The organism is Hydrogenophaga sp. A37 (genome assembly GCF_002001205.1).
Classification (GTDB): Bacteria; Pseudomonadota; Gammaproteobacteria; order Burkholderiales; family Burkholderiaceae_C; genus Hydrogenophaga.
Map to the genome: position 1 here is coordinate 1 of NZ_MUNZ01000057.1, position 18,343 is coordinate 18,343.

General features: G+C 64.4%; 18 protein-coding genes. 13 read left to right on the plus strand and 5 right to left on the minus strand.

Features of this window, described 5'->3' with window-relative positions; all coding sequences use genetic code 11:
* The first annotated feature begins 14 nt into the window (after positions 1–14).
* Entirely contained in the window at positions 15–320 is a 306-nt protein-coding gene (locus tag B0E41_RS02735) for an acylphosphatase (protein ID WP_077328613.1), read from the plus strand.
* Positions 317–1,162: an NYN domain-containing protein gene (locus B0E41_RS02740; protein ID WP_143433629.1), complete on the plus strand. Its 846-nt coding sequence runs from the start codon at positions 317–319 to the stop codon at positions 1,160–1,162. The genes B0E41_RS02735 and B0E41_RS02740 overlap by 4 nt, the downstream gene beginning before the upstream one ends.
* Before the next feature lie 21 nt (positions 1,163–1,183).
* Here B0E41_RS02740 and gyrB read toward each other — a convergent pair whose 3' ends face one another.
* The 3 genes from gyrB to dnaA form a co-directional block, all read right to left on the minus strand.
* Complete coding sequence (gene gyrB, locus B0E41_RS02745; protein WP_077328581.1) at positions 1,184–3,814, minus strand: DNA topoisomerase (ATP-hydrolyzing) subunit B; 2,631 nt, start codon at positions 3,812–3,814, stop codon at positions 1,184–1,186.
* A 112-nt stretch (positions 3,815–3,926) separates the two neighbouring features.
* Positions 3,927–5,033: a DNA polymerase III subunit beta gene (dnaN, locus tag B0E41_RS02750; protein WP_077328583.1), complete on the minus strand. Its 1,107-nt coding sequence runs from the start codon at positions 5,031–5,033 to the stop codon at positions 3,927–3,929.
* A gap of 136 nt (positions 5,034–5,169) precedes the next feature.
* Positions 5,170–6,576: a chromosomal replication initiator protein DnaA gene (gene dnaA, locus B0E41_RS02755; RefSeq protein ID WP_077328585.1), complete on the minus strand. Its 1,407-nt coding sequence runs from the start codon at positions 6,574–6,576 to the stop codon at positions 5,170–5,172.
* Between the two features lie 243 nt (positions 6,577–6,819).
* On the opposite strand from dnaA, the gene rpmH reads away from it, so the two are divergent.
* The 7 genes from rpmH (at position 6,820) to B0E41_RS02790 (ending at position 12,328) form a co-directional block, all read left to right on the plus strand.
* The gene (gene rpmH, locus B0E41_RS02760; RefSeq protein WP_066096666.1) at positions 6,820–6,954 is read left to right on the plus strand and encodes a 50S ribosomal protein L34; all 135 of its coding nucleotides are present in this window, start codon (positions 6,820–6,822) and stop codon (positions 6,952–6,954) included.
* Positions 6,955–7,025: 71 nt separating this feature from the next.
* On the plus strand, positions 7,026–7,433 hold the full coding sequence (locus B0E41_RS02765) for a ribonuclease P protein component (protein WP_077328588.1): 408 nt from the start codon (positions 7,026–7,028) through the stop codon (positions 7,431–7,433).
* On the plus strand, positions 7,427–7,714 hold the full coding sequence (yidD, locus tag B0E41_RS02770) for a membrane protein insertion efficiency factor YidD (RefSeq protein WP_077328590.1): 288 nt from the start codon (positions 7,427–7,429) through the stop codon (positions 7,712–7,714). The genes B0E41_RS02765 and yidD overlap by 7 nt, the downstream gene beginning before the upstream one ends.
* Entirely contained in the window at positions 7,711–9,402 is a 1,692-nt protein-coding gene (yidC, locus tag B0E41_RS02775; protein ID WP_077328592.1) for a membrane protein insertase YidC, read from the plus strand. The genes yidD and yidC overlap by 4 nt, the downstream gene beginning before the upstream one ends.
* A gap of 152 nt (positions 9,403–9,554) precedes the next feature.
* Positions 9,555–10,976 carry a tRNA uridine-5-carboxymethylaminomethyl(34) synthesis GTPase MnmE gene (mnmE, locus tag B0E41_RS02780; protein WP_077328594.1) on the plus strand — a complete coding sequence of 474 codons (1,422 nt, stop codon included), beginning with the start codon at positions 9,555–9,557 and terminating at the stop codon, positions 10,974–10,976.
* A 104-nt stretch (positions 10,977–11,080) separates the two neighbouring features.
* Complete coding sequence (locus tag B0E41_RS02785; protein WP_077328596.1) at positions 11,081–11,572, plus strand: cyclic nucleotide-binding domain-containing protein; 492 nt, start codon at positions 11,081–11,083, stop codon at positions 11,570–11,572.
* 186 nt (positions 11,573–11,758) lie between these two features.
* Positions 11,759–12,328, plus strand: coding sequence for a hypothetical protein (locus B0E41_RS02790; RefSeq protein ID WP_077328598.1), 570 nt, complete (start codon positions 11,759–11,761; stop codon positions 12,326–12,328).
* A gap of 34 nt (positions 12,329–12,362) precedes the next feature.
* Here the strand turns inward: B0E41_RS02790 and B0E41_RS02795 are convergent, their stop codons facing one another.
* Complete coding sequence (locus B0E41_RS02795; protein ID WP_077328601.1) at positions 12,363–12,908, minus strand: adenine phosphoribosyltransferase; 546 nt, start codon at positions 12,906–12,908, stop codon at positions 12,363–12,365.
* A 75-nt stretch (positions 12,909–12,983) separates the two neighbouring features.
* Positions 12,984–14,972: a monovalent cation:proton antiporter family protein gene (locus B0E41_RS02800; protein WP_077328603.1), complete on the minus strand. Its 1,989-nt coding sequence runs from the start codon at positions 14,970–14,972 to the stop codon at positions 12,984–12,986.
* 68 nt (positions 14,973–15,040) lie between these two features.
* Between B0E41_RS02800 and B0E41_RS02805 the strand changes: the two genes are divergently transcribed.
* The 4 genes from B0E41_RS02805 to B0E41_RS02820 all read left to right on the plus strand — a co-directional run bounded on the left by B0E41_RS02805 (position 15,041) and on the right by B0E41_RS02820 (position 18,197).
* Positions 15,041–16,039: a KpsF/GutQ family sugar-phosphate isomerase gene (locus B0E41_RS02805; protein ID WP_077328605.1), complete on the plus strand. Its 999-nt coding sequence runs from the start codon at positions 15,041–15,043 to the stop codon at positions 16,037–16,039.
* A gap of 121 nt (positions 16,040–16,160) precedes the next feature.
* Positions 16,161–16,727: an HAD hydrolase family protein gene (locus B0E41_RS02810; protein ID WP_077328607.1), complete on the plus strand. Its 567-nt coding sequence runs from the start codon at positions 16,161–16,163 to the stop codon at positions 16,725–16,727.
* Positions 16,724–17,377, plus strand: coding sequence for an LPS export ABC transporter periplasmic protein LptC (gene lptC / locus B0E41_RS02815; protein WP_077328609.1), 654 nt, complete (start codon positions 16,724–16,726; stop codon positions 17,375–17,377). The genes B0E41_RS02810 and lptC overlap by 4 nt, the downstream gene beginning before the upstream one ends.
* 4 nt (positions 17,378–17,381) lie before the next feature.
* On the plus strand, positions 17,382–18,197 hold the full coding sequence (locus B0E41_RS02820) for an SDR family oxidoreductase (protein WP_077328611.1): 816 nt from the start codon (positions 17,382–17,384) through the stop codon (positions 18,195–18,197).
* Positions 18,198–18,343 lie beyond the last annotated feature (146 nt).

Sequence of the window (18,343 nt, forward strand, 5' to 3'; positions counted from 1 at the left end):
CCCCCGAACCCGCCATGAACGACAGCACCCCACCGAGCAAGCTCATCACCCGCCATCTGCGCATCACCGGCCGCGTGCAAGGCGTGGGTTACCGCTGGAACATGGCGCAGCAGGCGCGCGCGCTGGGGGTGAATGGCTGGGTGCGCAACCGGCTGGATGGGAGCGTGGAAGCCATGGTCTGCGGGCCCGCTGGGGCGGTGCAGGCGTTGGTGGGCTGGGCGCAACGCGGGCCGATGGGCGCGCGGGTGGATGGGGTGGAGATGGGTGAGGTGGAAGGAGCGTTTGAGGGGTTTGAACAGCGGGAGACTGAGTCGCAGTGAACCCCGCGCTCTATCATCGTGAGTCAAACAGGAAGGAGACCATCATGGTCGTGTTTCTAGTCGATGCCGACAATCTGTCCTCTGCTGCCTGGGTGGACGAGGCGTTCAATGCCGTCGAATCCAGCGAAGGGTCGATTGCCGTGCGGCGCGCCTATGGCAGTGCCGAGAACCTCAAAGGTCTGGCCGAGCCGATGCGCCTCTGGGCCATTCGGCCTTTCGTCAACCTCTCACTGTCCAAGAACACCACCGACATGGCGCTGGCCGTGGATGCCATGGAGCTGGCGTGTCAAACCCCGTCGCCCAAGACGGTCGTCGTTGGTTCGGGCGATGCCGACTTTGTGCCCTTGGTCGTCAGACTCCGGGAGCGCGGCATCAAGGTGCTCTGTGTGTCTGAATACCGCAAGATGGCGCCAGAAGCCGTGAAGGCCTACGACAACGTGATCTATGTGGGCCGAGATGCCGAAGCGGCAGAGACTGCTGCTACGCCGAAGCTGGCAAAGCTCAAATCGGCGGCAAAGACGGTGGCGCCGCCAGCAAGCAAGAAGGTTGCTGCCAAAGGGCCCACCAAAGCCGCTGCAAAGAAGGCACCCACAGCGAAAAAGGCCGCTGCCAAAGTCCCCGCGGCGGTGGTCGAAAAAGTCACCCCCGAGCTGGTGCTGGAGGCATTTCCCTTGTTGCGCACCGGGGAGTGGTCCTCTCTGGGGGATGCTGCCAAAGCGCTTCACGACAAGAAGCTGCTCGGCAAAAACGCGTCCAGCGCCAAGCTCTTTGGCAAGTTACCGGGTCATTTCGAGTTGAAGCCAGCGAAGCAACCGAACCACGTTCGGTTCATCCTGCCGTAAAACCAAGAACCCCCACGCACATCACACGTCGATGTTGCCCGCACGCAAGGCGTTGGCCTCAATAAACTCCCGCCTCGGCTCCACCTCATCGCCCATCAACATCGTGAACACGCGGTCGGCTTCGATCGCGTCGTCGATCTGTACGCGCAGCAGGCGGCGCACGGTCGGATCCATCGTCGTTTCCCAGAGCTGGGCGGGGTTCATTTCGCCCAGTCCTTTGTAGCGCTGGCGGCTGGTGGTGCGCTCGGCTTCGCTGATCAGCCATTGCATGGCCTGGCGGAAGTCGCTCGCCTTTTCTTCCTTCTGCCTCTCGCCTTCGCCGCGCATGACCTTGGCGCCGTCGCCGAGCAGGCCGCGGAAGGTTTCGGCCGCGTTGGAAAGCGCGGCGTAGTCGGCGCCGTGCACGAAGTCTTGGGTAATGACGCTGCTCTTGATGTTGCCGTGGTGGCGGCGGCTGATGCGCAGGATGGGCTTGTCGGTGCGCACGTCGAACTCGCCGGCCACTTCGGCGGGCACGCCGGTGGTGCTGAGTTCGCGCAGCTTGATCTGCAGCGCGACGGCGCTGGCTTCGGCTTCTTCCACGGTGTCGAGCTTGATGCTCACGCCGTCGGCCATGGCGCGCAGGGCTTCGGCGTCCATGAAGTTGGAGAGACGTGAGATCACGTGCTCAGCCACCTGGTGCTTACGCGCGAGCTCGTTGAGCGTGTCGCCTTCGAGCGTGGTGTTGGTGGCGCCGCCGGTGACCACCTTGGCGTCTTTCAGCGCGATGCGCAGCAGGAAGCCGTCGAGCGCCGGGCCGTCTTTCAGGTACAGCTCTTCCTTGCCGGCCTTCACCTTGTACAGCGGAGGCTGTGCGATGTAGATGTGACCGCGCTCGACCAATTCGGGCATCTGGCGGTAGAAGAAGGTGAGCAGCAGGGTGCGGATGTGGGCGCCGTCCACGTCGGCGTCGGTCATGATGATGATGCGGTGGTAGCGCAGCTTGGCGACGTCGAAGTCGTCCTTGCCGTCACCGTTGGCGCTCTCGCTGCCCGCCTTGCCGATGCCGGTGCCCAGGGCGGTGATGAGCGTCAGGATTTCGTTGGAGGTGAGCAGCTTTTCGTAGCGCGCTTTTTCCACGTTCAGGATCTTGCCGCGCAGCGGCAGGATCGCCTGGAACTTGCGGTCGCGGCCCTGCTTGGCGGAGCCACCGGCGGAGTCGCCCTCGACGATGTAGATCTCGCACAGCGCCGGGTCTTTTTCCTGGCAGTCGGCCAGCTTGCCGGGCAGGCCCATGCCGTCGAGCACGCCCTTGCGGCGCGTCATTTCGCGGGCCTTGCGGGCGGCCTCGCGGGCGCGGGCGGCTTCGACGATCTTGCCGCAGATGATCTTGGCGTCGTTCGGGCGCTCCTGCAGGTAGTCGGCCAGCAGGCGGGAAACGATGTCTTCCACCGGGCCGCGCACTTCGCTGGAGACCAGCTTGTCTTTGGTCTGGCTGGAGAACTTGGGCTCGGGTACCTTGACCGACAGCACGCAGCACAGGCCTTCGCGCATGTCGTCGCCGGTGACCTCGACCTTGGCCTTCTTGGCGAACTCGTGTTCTTCGATGTACTTGTTGATGACGCGCGTCATCGCGGCGCGCAGGCCGGTCAGGTGGGTGCCGCCGTCGCGCTGGGGGATGTTGTTGGTGAAGCAGAGCACCTGCTCGTTGTAGCCGCTGTTCCACTGCATGGCCACTTCAACGCCGATGTTGGTGCCCTGGTCGCTAGCGCGGTCGCCCATGGCGTGGAACACGTTGGGGTGCAGAACCGTCTTGCCCTTGTTGATGAAGTCCACGAAGCCCTTGACACCGCCGGCGCCGGAGAAGTCGTCTTCCTTGCCGCTGCGTTCGTCCTTCAGGCGGATGCGCACACCGTTGTTCAGGAAGCTCAGCTCACGCAGGCGCTTGCTGAGGATCTCGTAGTGGAAGTCGCTGTTCTCTTTGAAGATCTCGTAGTCGGGCAGGAAGTGCACTTCCGTGCCACGCTTTTCGGTGTCGCCCGCCACCTTCATGGGGGAGACTTCGATGCCGTCGGCGTTCTTCTCGACGATGCGGTTCTGCACGAAGCCGCGCGCGAAGTCGATCTGGTGCATCTTGCCTTCGCGGCGCACCGTGAGGCGCAGCCACTGGCTCAGCGCGTTCACGCAGCTCACGCCCACGCCGTGCAGGCCGCCCGAGACCTTGTAGCTGTTCTGGTTGAACTTGCCGCCGGCGTGCAGCTCGGTCAATGCAATTTCTGCCGCCGAGCGCTTGGGCTCGTGTTTGTCGTCCATCTTCACGCCGGTCGGAATGCCGCGGCCGTTGTCGGTGACGCTGATCGAGTTGTCGCTGTGAATGGTGACGACGATGTCGTCGCAGTGACCGGCCAGCGCTTCGTCGATCGAGTTGTCCACCACCTCGAACACCAGGTGGTGCAGGCCGGTGCCGTCAGACGTGTCGCCGATGTACATACCCGGGCGCTTGCGCACCGCCTCCAGACCTTCCAGGATCTGGATCGCGCCCTCGCCATATCCCTCGCTCGCGCCAGCCTGGTGGGCGTCGATGGTGGGCTGGAAGTTGGAGCTGGCGGACCCTGCTTCGCCGGTGTTGACGGCTTCGGAACCGGGTTCTGCGGGCTGGTTGGCTTCGGACATGGTGAATTTCTCTGACTTCTAGAAACGCCAAACCCGCACAGTGCGGGTCGAGCTTGGGGTAACGGCGGCGCGCTGGTTTCTCAACCCAGCGCCGCAAGCGCTGCAGGGGGCGTCATATCCGCATCGGCATGACGACGTACTTGAATGCGTTGTCGTCGGGGTTGGTGACCAGTGCCGAGCTGTTGCCGTCGGCCAGTTCGATGCGAACCATCTCCTGGCTCATGTTTTGCAGCGCGTCGATCAGGTAGGTGACGTTGAAGCCGATCTCGATGGTGTCGCCGCCGTAGTCGATGTCGAGTTCGTCGACAGCTTCTTCCTGCTCGGCGTTGCTCGACGCCACGCGCAGCGCGCCGGGTTCGACGTTCAGGCGCACGCCCTTGAACTTCTCGCTCGTCATGATGGCGGTGCGTTGCAGCGAGGCCAGCAGCGGCGCGCGACCGAGCGTGACGATGTTCTTGTGGTTCTTCGGGATCACGCGGTTGTAGTCGGGGAACTTGCCCTCGACCAGCTTGGTGACGAACTCCATGCCGTCGAAACTGAACTTGGCCTGGTTGGCGGCGAACTGCATCTCGATCGCGCCTTCCTTGTCGGACAGCAGGCGCTGCAGCTCGATCACGGTCTTGCGCGGCAGGATCACTTCCTGCTTCGGCACTTCCACGTCCAGCTCGGCGCTGGCAAACGCCAGGCGGTGGCCGTCGGTGGCGACCAGGCTGAGCTTTTTCCCCTCGGCCACGAACAGGATGCCGTTGAGGTAGTAGCGGATGTCGTGCACGGCCATCGCGAAAGACACTTGGCTCAACAGGCTCTTGAGCGTCTTCTGCGGCACGGAGAACACAGGGCCGAAGCTGGCCGATTCCTGCACCAGCGGGAAGTCTTCGGGCGGCATGCTTTGCAGTGTGAAGCGGCTCTTGCCACCCTTGAGCACCAGCTTGCCGCCGGTGTTTTCCAGGCTGACGGTCTGATCCGATGGCATGGTGCGCAGGATGTCGATCAGCTTGCGTGCGCCCAGAGTCGTGGCGAAGTTGCCGTCGTCGCCGTCGAGTTGGGCCGTGGTGCGGATCTGGATCTCCAGATCGCTGGTGGTCAGCTGGACGGATGAGCCGGTCTTGCGCAGCAGCACGTTGGCCAGGATCGGCAGGGTGTGTCGGCGCTCCACGATGCCCGCGACCGACTGCAGCGCAGCCAACACCTTGTCCTGGGTGGATTTCAAAACGATCATGTCAGACTCTTTCGTCTTTGGTTGACTGGTGGCGCTCCGCTCCGGCGCACTCCTCGGGCTTGCATCAGGGCCCCCTCAGAGCCCAAAACTCGCCTATTTTCACCTTTTTGTGCGGGCCTACCGCAAACCACGGCCCTCACCCCTTGAGCGTCTGTTCCAGCACGTGCAGCTGCTGGTTCAGCTCGCTGTTCTGCTGGCGTTCGGCGCCGATCTTGCGCACCGCGTGCAGCACCGTGGTGTGGTCCCTGCCGCCGAACAGCTCGCCGATTTCCGGCAGGCTTTTTTGCGTCAGTTCCTTGGCGATGAACATCGCAATCTGGCGCGGGCGAGCAATGCTGGCCGGGCGCTTCTTGCTGTACATGTCCGCGACCTTGATCTTGTAGTAGTCGGCCACCGTCTTCTGGATGTTCTCGACCGAGATCTGCCGGTTCTGGATCGACAACAGGTCTTTCAGCGCGTCGCGCGCCAGCTGGATCGAGATTTCCTTCTGGTTGAAGCGCGAATAGGCCAGGATCTTCCGCAAGGCACCTTCGAGCTCGCGCACGTTGGATCGCACGTTCTTGGCCACGAAGAAGGCCACTTCTTCAGGCATCACGGCGCTCTCCACCGCGGCTTTGTTGATGAGAATCGCCACCCGCATTTCCAGCTCGGGCGGCTCGATGGCCACCGTGAGGCCGGAGTCGAAGCGCGACACCAAGCGCTCATGGATGTCGGCCAGGCCCTTGGGATAGGTGTCGCTGGTCAACACGATGTGGCTCTTGCGGGCCAGCAGGGCTTCGAAGGCGTTGAAGAATTCTTCCTGCGTTCGCTCCTTGTTGGCGAAGAACTGCACGTCATCGATCAGCAGCAGGTCGAGCGAGTGGTAACGCTCCTTGAACTCGTCAAAGGTCTTGCGCTGGTAGGACTTGACCACATCCGAAACAAACTGTTCGGCGTGGATGTACAAAACCTTGGCCTGCGGGCGGTCCGCCAGCAGGTGGTTGCCAATGGCGTGCACCAGGTGGGTCTTGCCCAGGCCGACGCCGCCGTAGATGAACAGCGGGTTGTAGAGCTGGCCCAGACTGCCGGCCACATGCATGGCGGCGGCGCGCGCCATGCGGTTGGCCGAGCCCTCGACCAGTGTGGAAAAGGTCAGCGCGGGGTTGAGCCGGGTGCGCGGCCCGGAGGGGTTGTTGGCTTCGGCGGGCGCCACATCGGGCAACTCGGCCAGCACCTGCTCTTGCACCGTGCGTGGCGCAGGCGACGTGCGGCTGGGGCCTTCACGCGGAGCGAGCACCAACTCCAGTGCCACCGGCGCTTCGTGAATGCTCGCCAACAACGCGCTGATGCGGCCCGAATACTGGGCTCGTATCCAGTCCATCTTGAAACGGTTGGCCACGGCGATCGTGACCTTGGACGCATCCGCGGCGACCACGGCTGACAGCGGCCGGATCCAGGTGTTGAACTGTTGTTCAGGAATTTCCTGCGCCAGGCGATCGACGCAGGTGGACCAGAGCGACGTGGTGTCGCCGGTGGCATTCAATGGGGGGGTGCCCTCGATCATGTAAAGGAAACTGTTCTTGTGGACAAATGGCTCGGGGCTGGCTCGGCATTGTACGGCGCCGGAGGACTTATCCACACACCGGGTTTGCCCCCTTGGCCGCTGTGCGGGGGCTTCGTCGAGATGAGGTGTTGCAGCGGTTAAAAACGCCAAGTGCTTGCCGTGCATGGGATTTTCTTGCGATAATCTTGGGTTTCCCTTTAACTTGAATGCCCACGGTCAAAGCCTGGGTCCACTGCCATGGCAATGAAACGCACCTACCAGCCCTCCAAGATCAAGCGCGCCCGTACCCACGGCTTTCTCGTGCGCATGAAGACCCGCGGCGGCCGTGCCGTGATCAACGCCCGCCGCGCCAAGGGCCGCAAGCGCCTGGCTGTCTGAGCCTGCTCGCGCCTGCAGCCCATGCCGGTCGGGTCGATGCTGTTCGGCATGCCTGCCACCCGGTCCGGCTGATGCAGCGCATCCGGTCCAGGCCGCAGTTCCAGGCCGTCATGGCGGGTGATCTCGTGGCCAAAACCCCCCACTTTGCCCTCCACCGGCTGGCATTGCCCAGCCCGGGAGAGGGCCGTGCGCTGTTTCCGGTGGTCGACACCTGGCTGGGCGTGATGCTGCCCAAACGCTGGGCCCGCCGCGCTGTCACGCGAAACACCATCCGTCGCCAGATCTACGAGGTCTCCCGCGTGGCGGGGTCGACGTTGCCGCAGGTCGCGCTCGTGGTGCGTTTGCGCAGCGAGTTCAGCCGCAAGCAGTTTGTGAGCGCCACGTCGGACGCCCTCAAGGCCGCTGTGCGCGCTGAGCTGACCCAGCTGATGGGCCGTATTGCCGTGAAGACGGTTCCCGCTGAGGCCGCGCCATGCTGAGCGACTGGCCGCGTCGTGCCTTGATCAGTCTGGTCAAGGGCTACCGTTTGCTGCTGAGTCCCTGGCTGGGCAATGGCTGTCGTTTTGAGCCCACGTGTTCGATCTACGCCATCGGTGCGCTGGAACGCCACGGTGCCCTGGCCGGCACCTATTTCATGCTGCGCCGCATCGGTCGCTGCCAGCCTTGGTGCCGGGGCGGTCACGACCCGGTGCCCGAGCGGGCGCCGCGTCTGTTTTCGCGTCTGATCCCTTCGTCCCCTGAAAAGAAGATCCCGTCATGAACGACATCCGCCGCTCCATCCTCTGGGTGGTTTTTGGTTTTTCGATGGTCCTGATCTGGGACAAGTGGCAGATCCACAACGGCAAGGCGCCGACCTTCTTCCCGACGTCCGCTGTCACGGCGCCCAAAGCCGCTGGCGCGGCCGCTCCGGCAACGGGCGGCAGCGCCACTGTGCCGGCCGCCACCGCGGCAGTTGCTGGCGCAGCCGCCGCGCCTGACGGCACACCCGCGCCGGTGGCCCAGCGCATCGACGCCAGCACCGACGTGCTGAAACTCACTTTCAACAGCGAAGGCGGTTCCCTGATCGGCGCCACGCTGCTCAAGCACGCCAGTCAGCAACTGGGCTCCGAGCCGTTGCAGCTGTTGGCGCAGAACGACAAGCACACCTATGTGGCGCAAACCGGCCTGATCGGTGGCAGCTTTCCCACCCACAAGACGCCCATGACGTTGGTCGCTGGCCCGACCGCGCTGGCCGATGGTCAGGACAGCTTGACGCTGCGCTTTGAGTCGGCCGACGTGGGCGGCGTCAAGCTGGCCAAGACCTACACGCTGCAGCGCGGCAGCTATGTGATCGGCGTGAGCCACGAGGTGGTCAACACCGGCGCGGCGGCGGTCACCCCACAGCTGTACCTGCAACTGGTGCGCGACGGCAACAAGACCGACAGCGAAACCCCCTTCTATTCCACCTTCACCGGCCCGGCTGTCTACACCGGTGCCCAGAAGTACCAGAAGGTCGAGTTCAAGGACATCGACGCGGGCAAGAACAACTTCGAGAAGACCTCGAACGACGGCTACGTGGCCATGGTGCAGCATTACTTCACCTCGGCCTGGCTGCTGGGTGACGGCACGGCGCGCGAGAACTTCGCCCGCAAGGTCGACAACAACCTGTACTCGGTCGGCGCGATCGCGACGCTGCCTGCCGTGGCACCCGGTCAGAGCCAGAAGCTGGATGCGCGCCTGTTCATTGGCCCGCAACAAGAGACGGTGCTCGAAACCGTGGCCCCAGGCCTGGAACTGGTGAAGGACTACGGCTGGTTGACGATCCTGGCCAAGCCGCTGTATTGGCTGCTGGAGAAGATTCACGGCTTTGTCGCCAACTGGGGCTGGTCGATCGTGCTGCTGGTGGTGATGCTCAAGGCGGCTTTCTACTGGCTCAACGCCAGCGCCTACCGCAGCATGGCCAAGATGAAGGCCATCAACCCGAAGGTCGCCGAGATGCGCGAGCGCCTCAAAGGCAACCCGCAGCTGATGCAGCAGGAAATGATGAAGATGTACCGTGAGGAAAAGGTCAACCCGCTGGGCGGCTGCTTCCCGATCCTGATCCAGATCCCTGTGTTCATCGCGCTGTACTGGGTGCTGCTGTCGTCGGTTGAGATGCGCAACGCGCCCTGGATCGGCTGGATCACCGACCTGTCCACAAAAGACCCGTTCTTCGTGTTGCCCTTCATCATGACGCTGACCACCATCATCCAGACGGCGCTCAACCCGCTGCCACCGGATCCGCTGCAGGCCAAGATGATGTGGCTGATGCCGCTGATGTTCTCGGTCATGTTCTTCTTCTTCCCGGCCGGCCTGGTGCTGTACTGGATCACGAACAACGTGCTCACGATTGCGCAGCAGTCGTTTATCAACAAGCGCATGGGCGTTCCGCTGAAGATCACGAATCCGTTCGAACTGTTCAAGAAGTAACCCCCTGCGCCGCTTCGCGGCTCCCCCTTTCAAAGGGGGCGACACCAGAGGCCCGGCAAAGCCGGTTCCTCGGTGTCTCTGGAAAGGGATACTTCACGCCATCGGGCCTGCAACTGCAGGCCCTTTGTTTTTCCGCTTTATCCTCTCGCTCCATGCTCGCTGCCTTCCGTGACCCCATCGTCGCCATCGCCACCGCGCCCGGGCGCGGTGCGGTGGGCATCGTTCGGGTGTCGGGCCAAAGCCTGACGGCGTTTGTGCAGGCTTTGCTGGGCCGGTTGCTGAAGGCCCGCGAGGCGACGTATCTGCCCTTTTCGGACGCGGCTGGGCAACCCATCGACCACGGCTTGGCGCTGTGGTTTCCGGGACCGCACTCGTACACGGGCGAAGACGTGCTGGAATTGCAGGGCCACGGTGGGCCGGTGGTGCTGCAGCTGTTGCTGGCGCGTTGCCTGCAGGTGGCGCAGGTCACCGATGCAAACGACCAGCCGCTGCTGCCAGGCCTGCGCCCTGCGCGCGCGGGGGAGTTCACCGAACGCGCCTTCCTGAACGACAAGCTCGATCTGGCCCAGGCCGAGGCGGTGGCCGACCTGATTGACGCCAGCACCGAGGCCGCCGCGCGCAGCGCCAGTCGCTCGCTGGCGGGCGTGTTTTCAGAACGCATTCACGCGCTGCGCGACGCGCTGATCAACCTGCGCATGCTGGTGGAGGCCACACTCGACTTCCCCGAAGAAGAGATCGATTTCCTTAAAAAAGCCGACGCTGAGGGGCAGCTCGCTCGCCTGAGCACCGCGCTGACCGATGTGCAGGCCCAGGCACGCCAGGGCGCCTTGCTGCGCGACGGCCTCAAGGTGGTGATCGCCGGTCAGCCCAATGCCGGGAAGAGCTCGCTGCTCAACGCGCTCGCTGGCGCCGAGCTGGCCATCGTCACGCCCATCGCCGGCACCACGCGCGACGTGGTGCAGCAGACCATCCAGATCGAAGGGGTGCCGCTGCATGTGATTGACACCGCCGGGCTGCGCCAAGGCGCTGACGTGGACGAGGTCGAGAGAATCGGGATCGAGCGCGCCTGGGGTCAGATCGAAGCGGCCGATGCGGTGCTCTTCCTGCACGATCTGACCCGGTGCGAGAGCGCCGAGTATCAAACGGCCGACGCCGCCATTGCGGCGGCATTGCCGACCGGTGTGACGGTGCTGGAGGTCTGGAACAAGCTCGACCAGTGCAGTGCGCTTCAACAGACGGCACTCGTTGAACGTCTGCGGGCTGGTGATCTGGCGATTTCCGCCAAAAGCGGCGACGGCATCGAGGGTCTGCGTCAGGGCTTGCTCACACTGGCCGGCTGGCAGCACGCGGGCGATGGCCTGTTCATGGCCCGTGAGCGCCATCTTCAGGCCTTGCATCGCGTGGCCGAGCACCTGGCCATCGCGCACACCTGCCTTCAGGCGCGCGCCGAGCACCTGGACCTGCTGGCCGAAGAGCTGCGTCTGGCGCAACACAGCTTGAATCAGATCACCGGTGCGTTCAGCGCCGACGACTTGCTGGGCGAGATTTTTTCCCGCTTCTGCATTGGCAAGTGAACCTGGGCGCCGTCTGGCGACCGTTCGCTACCGCTCGGAACGAAGCTGTAAGCATCGGTAAATACTGCTTGTGTTGTGGCCGCTGCCGCCGTTATGGTGAGGCGATGAATGCCTCTCAGATCTCTTCTGGGCGTTTCGACATCCAATCGCTGGCCCAGGCCACGCGAGGTTGCAGTGCGCTGGACGCCGTTCCGCTGAATCTGACCGAGGCACAGTGGACCACGCTGGCGGACTACCTCCAGCCTGTGAGCCTTCAAATGGGTCAGGTGTTGATCGAGCAGGGCGTGAAAGACCGGACGGTTTACTTCGTCGAAAGCGGCAGCCTCACCGTGCACTACGAAGACGACAAAGACCGGGTGCGGATCGCGGTGGTCGGTGCTGGCTCTATCCTGGGAGAAGGGGCTTTTTTCAGTCACCTGCCGCGCAGTGCCACGGTGAACGCGGGCAGCCATGCCCGTTTGTGGTGCATGACGCCTTTGCGGTTCCGAGAACTCTCGACCCGCTATCCTTCCATCGCGCTCGACCTCACCGTCGCCATGGCGGCGGTGCTGGCCCGCCGCATGTACAACAAGCCCAAACGCGTGGCCGTGACCTGATGATGGTCTTGGTCGCCTTGTGGCTTCGATTCGCTGGGCGATTTCAGCAGTTTTTCTTCATTCCAACCCTTTGACCGAAAGGCAACTCCAGCCATGTCTCTGTTGCGCTGGCTACAAGCCAAAAGATCCGATGCTGGTGAGGGTGCTGGCCGAAAAAAGCCCCGACGCTCTTTCAGCCAGACCACTTTGCCCCTGATCTCGCCGCGGCGAGGTCGTCGCATCCTGCGCCGGGAGCAGTTGTTCTCGGTGGTTCGCGAGTCGTTGATCCGTGCCGGCGTGCTGTCCACCAGCTACGACTTCAAGGTGCTCGCACTCGACTCCACGGGTGACGGGTTTCTGGTGCTGGTGGATCTGGCCCTGCCCGCCGAGGCCATGCCTGATGAATACCTTCTGGAGATCGAGCGCTGGATCCAGAGCAGCGCTCGTTCACGTCACTCGATGCAGGTGCAGGCGGTGTACTGGCGGCGCAAGGCGGCTCACGATCAACGTGGCATGGCCTTGAAGGCTGCGGTGTCGGCGCAAACCCAGCGCGAGGCGGCCCTCACTGGAACGGCCATCCCTGCGCCCAACATGACTTTGTCCAATGGCCGGGTGCAGTCCTTGGCGCCCGAGGAGGTGAACGCCTTTCGCCAAGCCTTGCGCCAGCCGGCGATGCCTGCGCACCGCATGGAATCACCGCCCGATGGGATCGAGGCAGAGCCTGAGGTGCACAGCGATTTCTCCGAACTGAGCGAGACCCAGTACGGCAAGCTCTGAGGGTCGCGAGCCCGTCGGGTGTCGGGCCACGGCATCAATGCCCTGCGAAGTTCACCAGCGTGAACAGCGGCAATCCCGACGCTCGCAGCTTGTCCGAACCACCCAGCTCGGGAAGGTCCACGATGGCTGCACCCTCCATCACCTCGGCGTCCAGCTTCTCCAGCAACCGCCGCCCGGCCATCATCGTGCCGCCGGTGGCGATCAGGTCGTCGATCAGCAGCACGCGGTCACCTGCCTTGACGGCGTCGGTGTGCAGCTCGACTGTCGCGCTGCCGTACTCCAGCTCATAGGTTTCTTCCACCGTCGTGAAGGGCAGCTTGCCCTTCTTCCGGATGGGCACAAAGCCCACGCCCAGCTGGTAGGCCACCACCGAGCCGATGATGAAGCCGCGCGCGTCCAGGCCGGCCACCACCGTGGGGCGCAACGCCGGGTCCATGTAGCGGTGCACGAAGGTGTCGATGAGCACACGGAACACCTTGGGGTCCTGGAGCAGTGGCGTGATGTCGCGGAACTGCACGCCCGGTGCTGGCCAGTCGGGCACGGTGCGGATGTGCGAGCGGAGGTAGGCGGCGTTGTCCATGCGCCGGATTATCCCCGCGCTCTCGCCACAGAGCCACAGATCGGGCACGCGCGGGACGTGAGACCCAGCCGAGCCTCAGCGACCGCCGAGCAACTTCGCTTCAGCCAGTGCCAGTGCGGGCGCCTTGCCGCTGAGCACCAGGGTGTCACCGCCTTCCAGCACGGTGTGATCGTCAAACGGAGCGTTCTGCCCGCCCGCGCGCCGCAGATTGGCCACGCGCACGCCCATGGCGTCCAGCGCTGCACTGCCGAGGGTCTTGCCCACTTTGCGCCCTCCCTGTGGGATGGTGACGGTGGACAGGCGCTCGTGGTCGGCTTCTTCGATGCCGTCATCGTCGGCGCCATGAAAGTAACCCTTGAGCAGGTTGTAGCGCGCATCGCGTTGGTCTTGCACCACGCGGATCACGCGCCGCATCGGCACACCCACCAGCGCCAGCGCGTGGCTGGCCAGCATCAGGCTGGCTTCGATGGCCTCGGGAACCACTTCTGTCGCACCGGCCTGGCGCAGCTTGGCGTCGTCGGTGTCGTCGATGGTGCGCACCACCACCGGCACCTGCGGCGCATGTTCGTGGGTGTGGTGCAAGACCTTGAGCGCGCTGGTGGTTTCGATGTAGGTGATCACGACCGCGCTGGCGCGGTGCAGGCCCGCCGCCATCAGGGCCTGCAGCCGCGCAGCGTCGCCGAACACCACCGAGTGCCCGGCCGCGGCGGCCTGGCGCACCCGGTCGGGGTCAAGGTCGAGCGCCATGTAGGGAATGCCTTCGGCTTCCAGCAGGCGCGCCAGGTTTTGTCCGCAGCGGCCATAGCCGCAGATGATCACGTGCTTGTCGGCGTTGATGGCCTTGCGCGCGATGGTCGTCATCTGCACCGACTGCATGAGCCAGTCGCTGCCCACCACGCGGGTGACGATGTCGTTGGTGTACATGATCAGGAACGGTGTGGCGAGCATGGAGATGACCATGCTCGCCAGAATGGGGTTGAACAGCTGGGGCGGTACCAACTGGTGCTGCCCGGCCAGCGTCAGGAGCACCAGGCCGAACTCCCCTCCCTGACACAGGTACAGGCCGGTGCGCAACGCGGTGCCCATGGGTGCGCCGAGAGCGCGCGTGAGGCCCGAGATCATGGTGATCTTGAAACTCAGCGAGAGCGTGAGCAGCACCAGCACGAGGGGCCAGCGCTCCAGCACCAGGCGCCAGTCCAGCATCATGCCGATGGTGATGAAGAACAGGCCCAGCAGCACGTCGTGAAACGGGCGGATGTCGGTCTCCACCTGGTGTTTGTATTCGGTTTCTGAAATCAACATGCCGGCCACGAAGGCGCCGAGCGCGAGCGACAGGCCGGCGTGTTCCGTCAGCCAGGCCAGGCCCAGCGTGATCAGCAGCAGGTTGAGCATGAACAGCTCTTCGCTCTTGCGCCGCGCCACCAGCGTGAGCCACCAGCGCATCACCCGCTGCCCACCGGTGAGCAACACGCCGAGCAGCACCACCGCTTTGATGAGGGCCAGGCCGAGGGCGGGCAACAGATCTTCCGGTGCGGAGCCCAGTGCGGGAATCAGCACCAGCAGCGGCACCACGGCCAAATCCTGGAACAGCAGGATGCCCACCACGCGCTTGCCATGATCGGATTCGAGCTCCAGCCGTTCGGCCACCATCTTGATCACGATGGCGGTGCTGCTCATCGCCATCACGCCACCCAGGGACAATGCCATTTGCCACGAGAGCTTCCACCAGTTGGGCAACAGCACACCCATGGCCAGCGAGGCCAGCGTGGTGAGCACCACCGTGAGCACCACCTGAGACAGGCCCAGTCCGAACACATGGCGTTTCATGCTCCTGAGCTTGGGCAGTGAGAACTCCAGCCCGATCACGAACATCAGGAACACCACGCCGAATTCGGCGAGGTGCCGCAGACCGGCCGAGTCCTGTGCGAGCGCCAACGCATTCGGGCCGATCACCACGCCCACCACCAAGTAACCCAGCATCGGCGGCAGCTTGAGCATGCGGCAGCCCACCACGCCCAACACGGCGGCCAGCAGGTAGAGCAGCGTGATGTCGAGCGAGTTCATGTCCAGATGTTAATCGGGTGACTCAGTGTGCGAAGCCCGTGTTCGGTGCCTGCGGCGATAATCTTCCGATGAGTCTGCTCCCCCCCCTGGATCCCGTGCGCACCACCGCCTTGGCCCGCGAAGCACTGGACATTGAAGCCCAGGCGGTGCTGTCCATGGCCGGTCGGCTGGACGAGCGTTTTGTGCGCGCGGTCGGCCTGTTGCTGGCGTGCCGGGGGCGCGTGGTGGTCATGGGCATGGGCAAAAGCGGACACATCGGACGCAAGATCACCGCCACCCTGGCCTCCACCGGCACGCCCTCGATGTTCGTGCATCCGGCCGAGGCCAGCCACGGCGACCTGGGCATGATCACTGCCGCGGATGTGGTGCTTGGCATCAGCAACAGCGGCGAAAGCGAGGAGCTCACATCGATCCTTCCGCTGATCAAGCGCATGGGCGTGCCGCTGGTGGCCTTCACCGGCCGGGTCGCGTCCACCCTGGGTCGACATGCCGATGTGGTGCTCGATACCTCGGTCGAAAAAGAGGCCTGCCCACACAACCTCGCCCCCACCGCCAGCACTACCGCGCAGCTCGCCCTAGGTGATGCGCTGGCTGTGGCGTTGCTCGACGCGCGGGGTTTCAAGGCCGACGACTTTGCCCGGTCGCACCCCGGCGGTGCTTTGGGCCGCAAGCTCCTCACGCTGGTGAGCGATGTGATGCGAAGCGGTGACGGTGTTCCCCGGGTGTCACCACAGGCTGGACTGATGGAGCTGATGCGCATGGTCAGCGCCAAGGGCTTGGGCATGAGTGCCATCGTTGATGCGGACGAGCAGGTGCTGGGCATCTTCACGGACGGCGATCTGCGTCGCTTGATCGAGAAAACCGGCAGCAGCGCCGATCTGCGCGCACTCACCGCTGCCCAGGTGATGCATCCCAGCCCTCGCACGGTGCGGGCCAATGTCCTGGCGGTGGTCGCTGCCGACCTGATGGAAGCCACCTGCATCACCAGCGTGCTGGTGGTCGACGAAGCGGGGCGGTTGTGTGGTGCGCTCAACAGCAACGACCTGATGCGTGCGAAAGTTATCTAACCCCCCGCGTCGCCTGCGGCGTCACCCCCAGGGGGCGGCGCTGGCGGCCCGGCAAAGCCGGTTCCGCGGCGCCCTGGCCGAAGGCTCCTCACTCGACGTCCTCTCCCGTTAGCATTGCCCCATGTCTTCTGATCTTCCGCCGCTGCGTCCCACGCTGAACTTCGCGCCCGAGCTGTTGCTTCGCGCTCAGCCGGTGCGCGTGGTGTTTTTTGATGTGGACGGTGTGTTGACCGACGGCGGCCTGTACTTCAGCGAAGCCGGCGAGACGATCAAGCGTTTTCACACGCTCGACGGCCACGGCATCAAACTGCTGCAGCGCGCTGGCATCACGCCCGCCGTGATCAGCGGGCGCGACGCGCCTGCGTTGCGCGTGCGTCTGGGGGCGCTGGGCGTGACCCATCTGCGCCTCGGCACCGAAGACAAATGCCCGGCGGCCGAATCGATCTTGGCTGAACTGGGGCTGGACTGGTCACAAGCCGCCGCGATGGGCGACGATTGGCCCGATTTGTCCATGCTGCGCCGCGCGGCGTTGGCCTGTGCACCGGCAACGGCGCATGTCGAGGTGTTGGCGCTGGCGCACCATGTCACCGCGCGTGCGCCGGGCATGGGCGCCGTGCGGGAGCTGTGTGACTTGCTGTTGGTGGCAAGTGGCCGCTATGCGTCAGAGTTGGAGGCGGCCGCGAGATGAGTACGGCGGTTCCCATCGTTTCCCCCGCCGCAGCGCCCACCCGCAAGTTCGGCTTTGGCCACTGGTGGGACAGGTTGTCGATCTATCTGCCTGTGCTGCTCATGATGCTGCTGGCGCTGGCGTCCTATTGGTTGCTGCGTGCCACGCCGGAGGCAGAGCAGCCCGCCGCCGAGCGGCCTGTGACCCATGAGCCCGACTATTTCATGAAGCGCTTTTCGGTCAAGGTGTTCGAACCCGGCGGCGCACTCAAGACCGAGCTTTTTGGGACCGAGGCACGCCACCATCCCGACACCAGCACCCTGGTGGTGGACGCTGCGCGCATCCGTTCGTTCAATCCCCAGCGCCAGCTTTCCACGGCCACCGCGAAGATGATCACCAGCAACGACGCCGGCACGGTGTTTGTGCTCGAAGGTGATGCCGCCGTGGTGCGCCAGGCGGGGCGCGGTCCGAGTGGACAGCCGTTGGCCCGCATGGAATTTCATGGCGAGTACCTGCGTGTGTCGGTCGACCCTGATCACGTCATGTCCGACAAGCCAGTCCTGCTGGTGCGCGACAAGGACCAGATCACTGCCAACACCCTGGACTACCAGGGAGACACCCGGGTTGCCGTGATGACCGGCCAGGTGCGAGCCCGGTTCGCGCCCCGTTGATGCCATGAATGAAGCCCACACCGCCGGTGCTGAGCGTCCTCTTGTCTTGATCACCGGTGCATCCAGTGGTATCGGACAGGCGCTGGCGCTGCGATATGCGCAGGCTGGCTACCGACTGGCACTGGTGGCCCGACGCAGCGAGGCATTGCAGGCCTGGGTGGATGCACAGAAATGGGATGACCAGCGCTGCCGGGTGTACCGGGCGGATGTGGCCGAGACAGGGAGCGTCATCGAAGCGGGTGAGCGCTGCCTGGCCGAGCAGGGCGTGCCCGACGTGGTGATCGCCAACGCCGGCATCAGCATCGGCATGGACACATCCGAGCGGGATGATGTGGAGGTGATGGCCCGCACCTTCGCCACCAACAACACCGGCCTCGCCGCGACGTTTCACCCCTTTGTGAGTGCCATGGTCGCGCGCGGCACCGGCCGACTGGTGGGCATCGCCAGTGTGGCGGCCATTCGCGGTCTGCCCGGCCACGGGGCCTATTGCGCCAGCAAGGCCGCCGTGGTGGCGTACTGCGAGAGCTTGCGCGGTGAATTGCGCAGCAGCGGGGTGGCGGTGGTCACGCTGTTGCCCGGCTATGTGGACACACCGCTGACGCAGGAGAACCGATACGCCATGCCGTTTCTGCTGAGCCCCGAGGTGTTTGCCGACCGCGCCTTTGACACCATTGAAGCCGGAACGAGTTACCGCGTCATTCCATGGCAAATGGGGGTGGTGGCCAAGCTGCTCAGGCTGTTGCCCAACCCTTTGTTTGATCGCCTCCTGGCCGGTCGTGCGCGCAAGCACCGGCAGGGTGAGGGCCGCGCGACTGGCTGAATCGCATCGGGCGAAATCCAAAAAGCGAGCACCAACAAAAAAGCCCCTCGGCATGCCGGGGGGCTTTTGCACTTCCGGGCTCAAAGGCACCGGAAACGGCTGGGGGTGGGCGATCAGTAACCGCCGCGGCCACCACCGCCACCACC

Bases quoted from the DNA above. Each gene is read 5' to 3' on its own strand.
- B0E41_RS02795 (WP_077328601.1), bottom strand. From the start codon at position 12,908: ATGGACAACGCCGCCTACCTCCGCTCGCACATCCGCACCGTGCCCGAC.
- B0E41_RS02735 (WP_077328613.1), top strand. From the start codon at position 15: ATGAACGACAGCACCCCACCGAGCAAGCTCATCACCCGCCATCTGCGC.
- yidC (WP_077328592.1), top strand. From the start codon at position 7,711: ATGAACGACATCCGCCGCTCCATCCTCTGGGTGGTTTTTGGTTTTTCG.
- gyrB (WP_077328581.1), bottom strand. From the start codon at position 3,814: ATGTCCGAAGCCAACCAGCCCGCAGAACCCGGTTCCGAAGCCGTCAAC.
- B0E41_RS02820 (WP_077328611.1), top strand. From the start codon at position 17,382: ATGAATGAAGCCCACACCGCCGGTGCTGAGCGTCCTCTTGTCTTGATC.
- dnaA (WP_077328585.1), bottom strand. From the start codon at position 6,576: ATGATCGAGGGCACCCCCCCATTGAATGCCACCGGCGACACCACGTCG.
- dnaN (WP_077328583.1), bottom strand. From the start codon at position 5,033: ATGATCGTTTTGAAATCCACCCAGGACAAGGTGTTGGCTGCGCTGCAG.
- B0E41_RS02765 (WP_077328588.1), top strand. From the start codon at position 7,026: ATGCAGCGCATCCGGTCCAGGCCGCAGTTCCAGGCCGTCATGGCGGGT.
- B0E41_RS02800 (WP_077328603.1), bottom strand. From the start codon at position 14,972: ATGAACTCGCTCGACATCACGCTGCTCTACCTGCTGGCCGCCGTGTTG.
- mnmE (WP_077328594.1), top strand. From the start codon at position 9,555: ATGCTCGCTGCCTTCCGTGACCCCATCGTCGCCATCGCCACCGCGCCC.
- B0E41_RS02785 (WP_077328596.1), top strand. From the start codon at position 11,081: ATGAATGCCTCTCAGATCTCTTCTGGGCGTTTCGACATCCAATCGCTG.
- lptC (WP_077328609.1), top strand. From the start codon at position 16,724: ATGAGTACGGCGGTTCCCATCGTTTCCCCCGCCGCAGCGCCCACCCGC.
- B0E41_RS02810 (WP_077328607.1), top strand. From the start codon at position 16,161: ATGTCTTCTGATCTTCCGCCGCTGCGTCCCACGCTGAACTTCGCGCCC.
- yidD (WP_077328590.1), top strand. From the start codon at position 7,427: ATGCTGAGCGACTGGCCGCGTCGTGCCTTGATCAGTCTGGTCAAGGGC.
- rpmH (WP_066096666.1), top strand. From the start codon at position 6,820: ATGAAACGCACCTACCAGCCCTCCAAGATCAAGCGCGCCCGTACCCAC.
- B0E41_RS02805 (WP_077328605.1), top strand. From the start codon at position 15,041: ATGAGTCTGCTCCCCCCCCTGGATCCCGTGCGCACCACCGCCTTGGCC.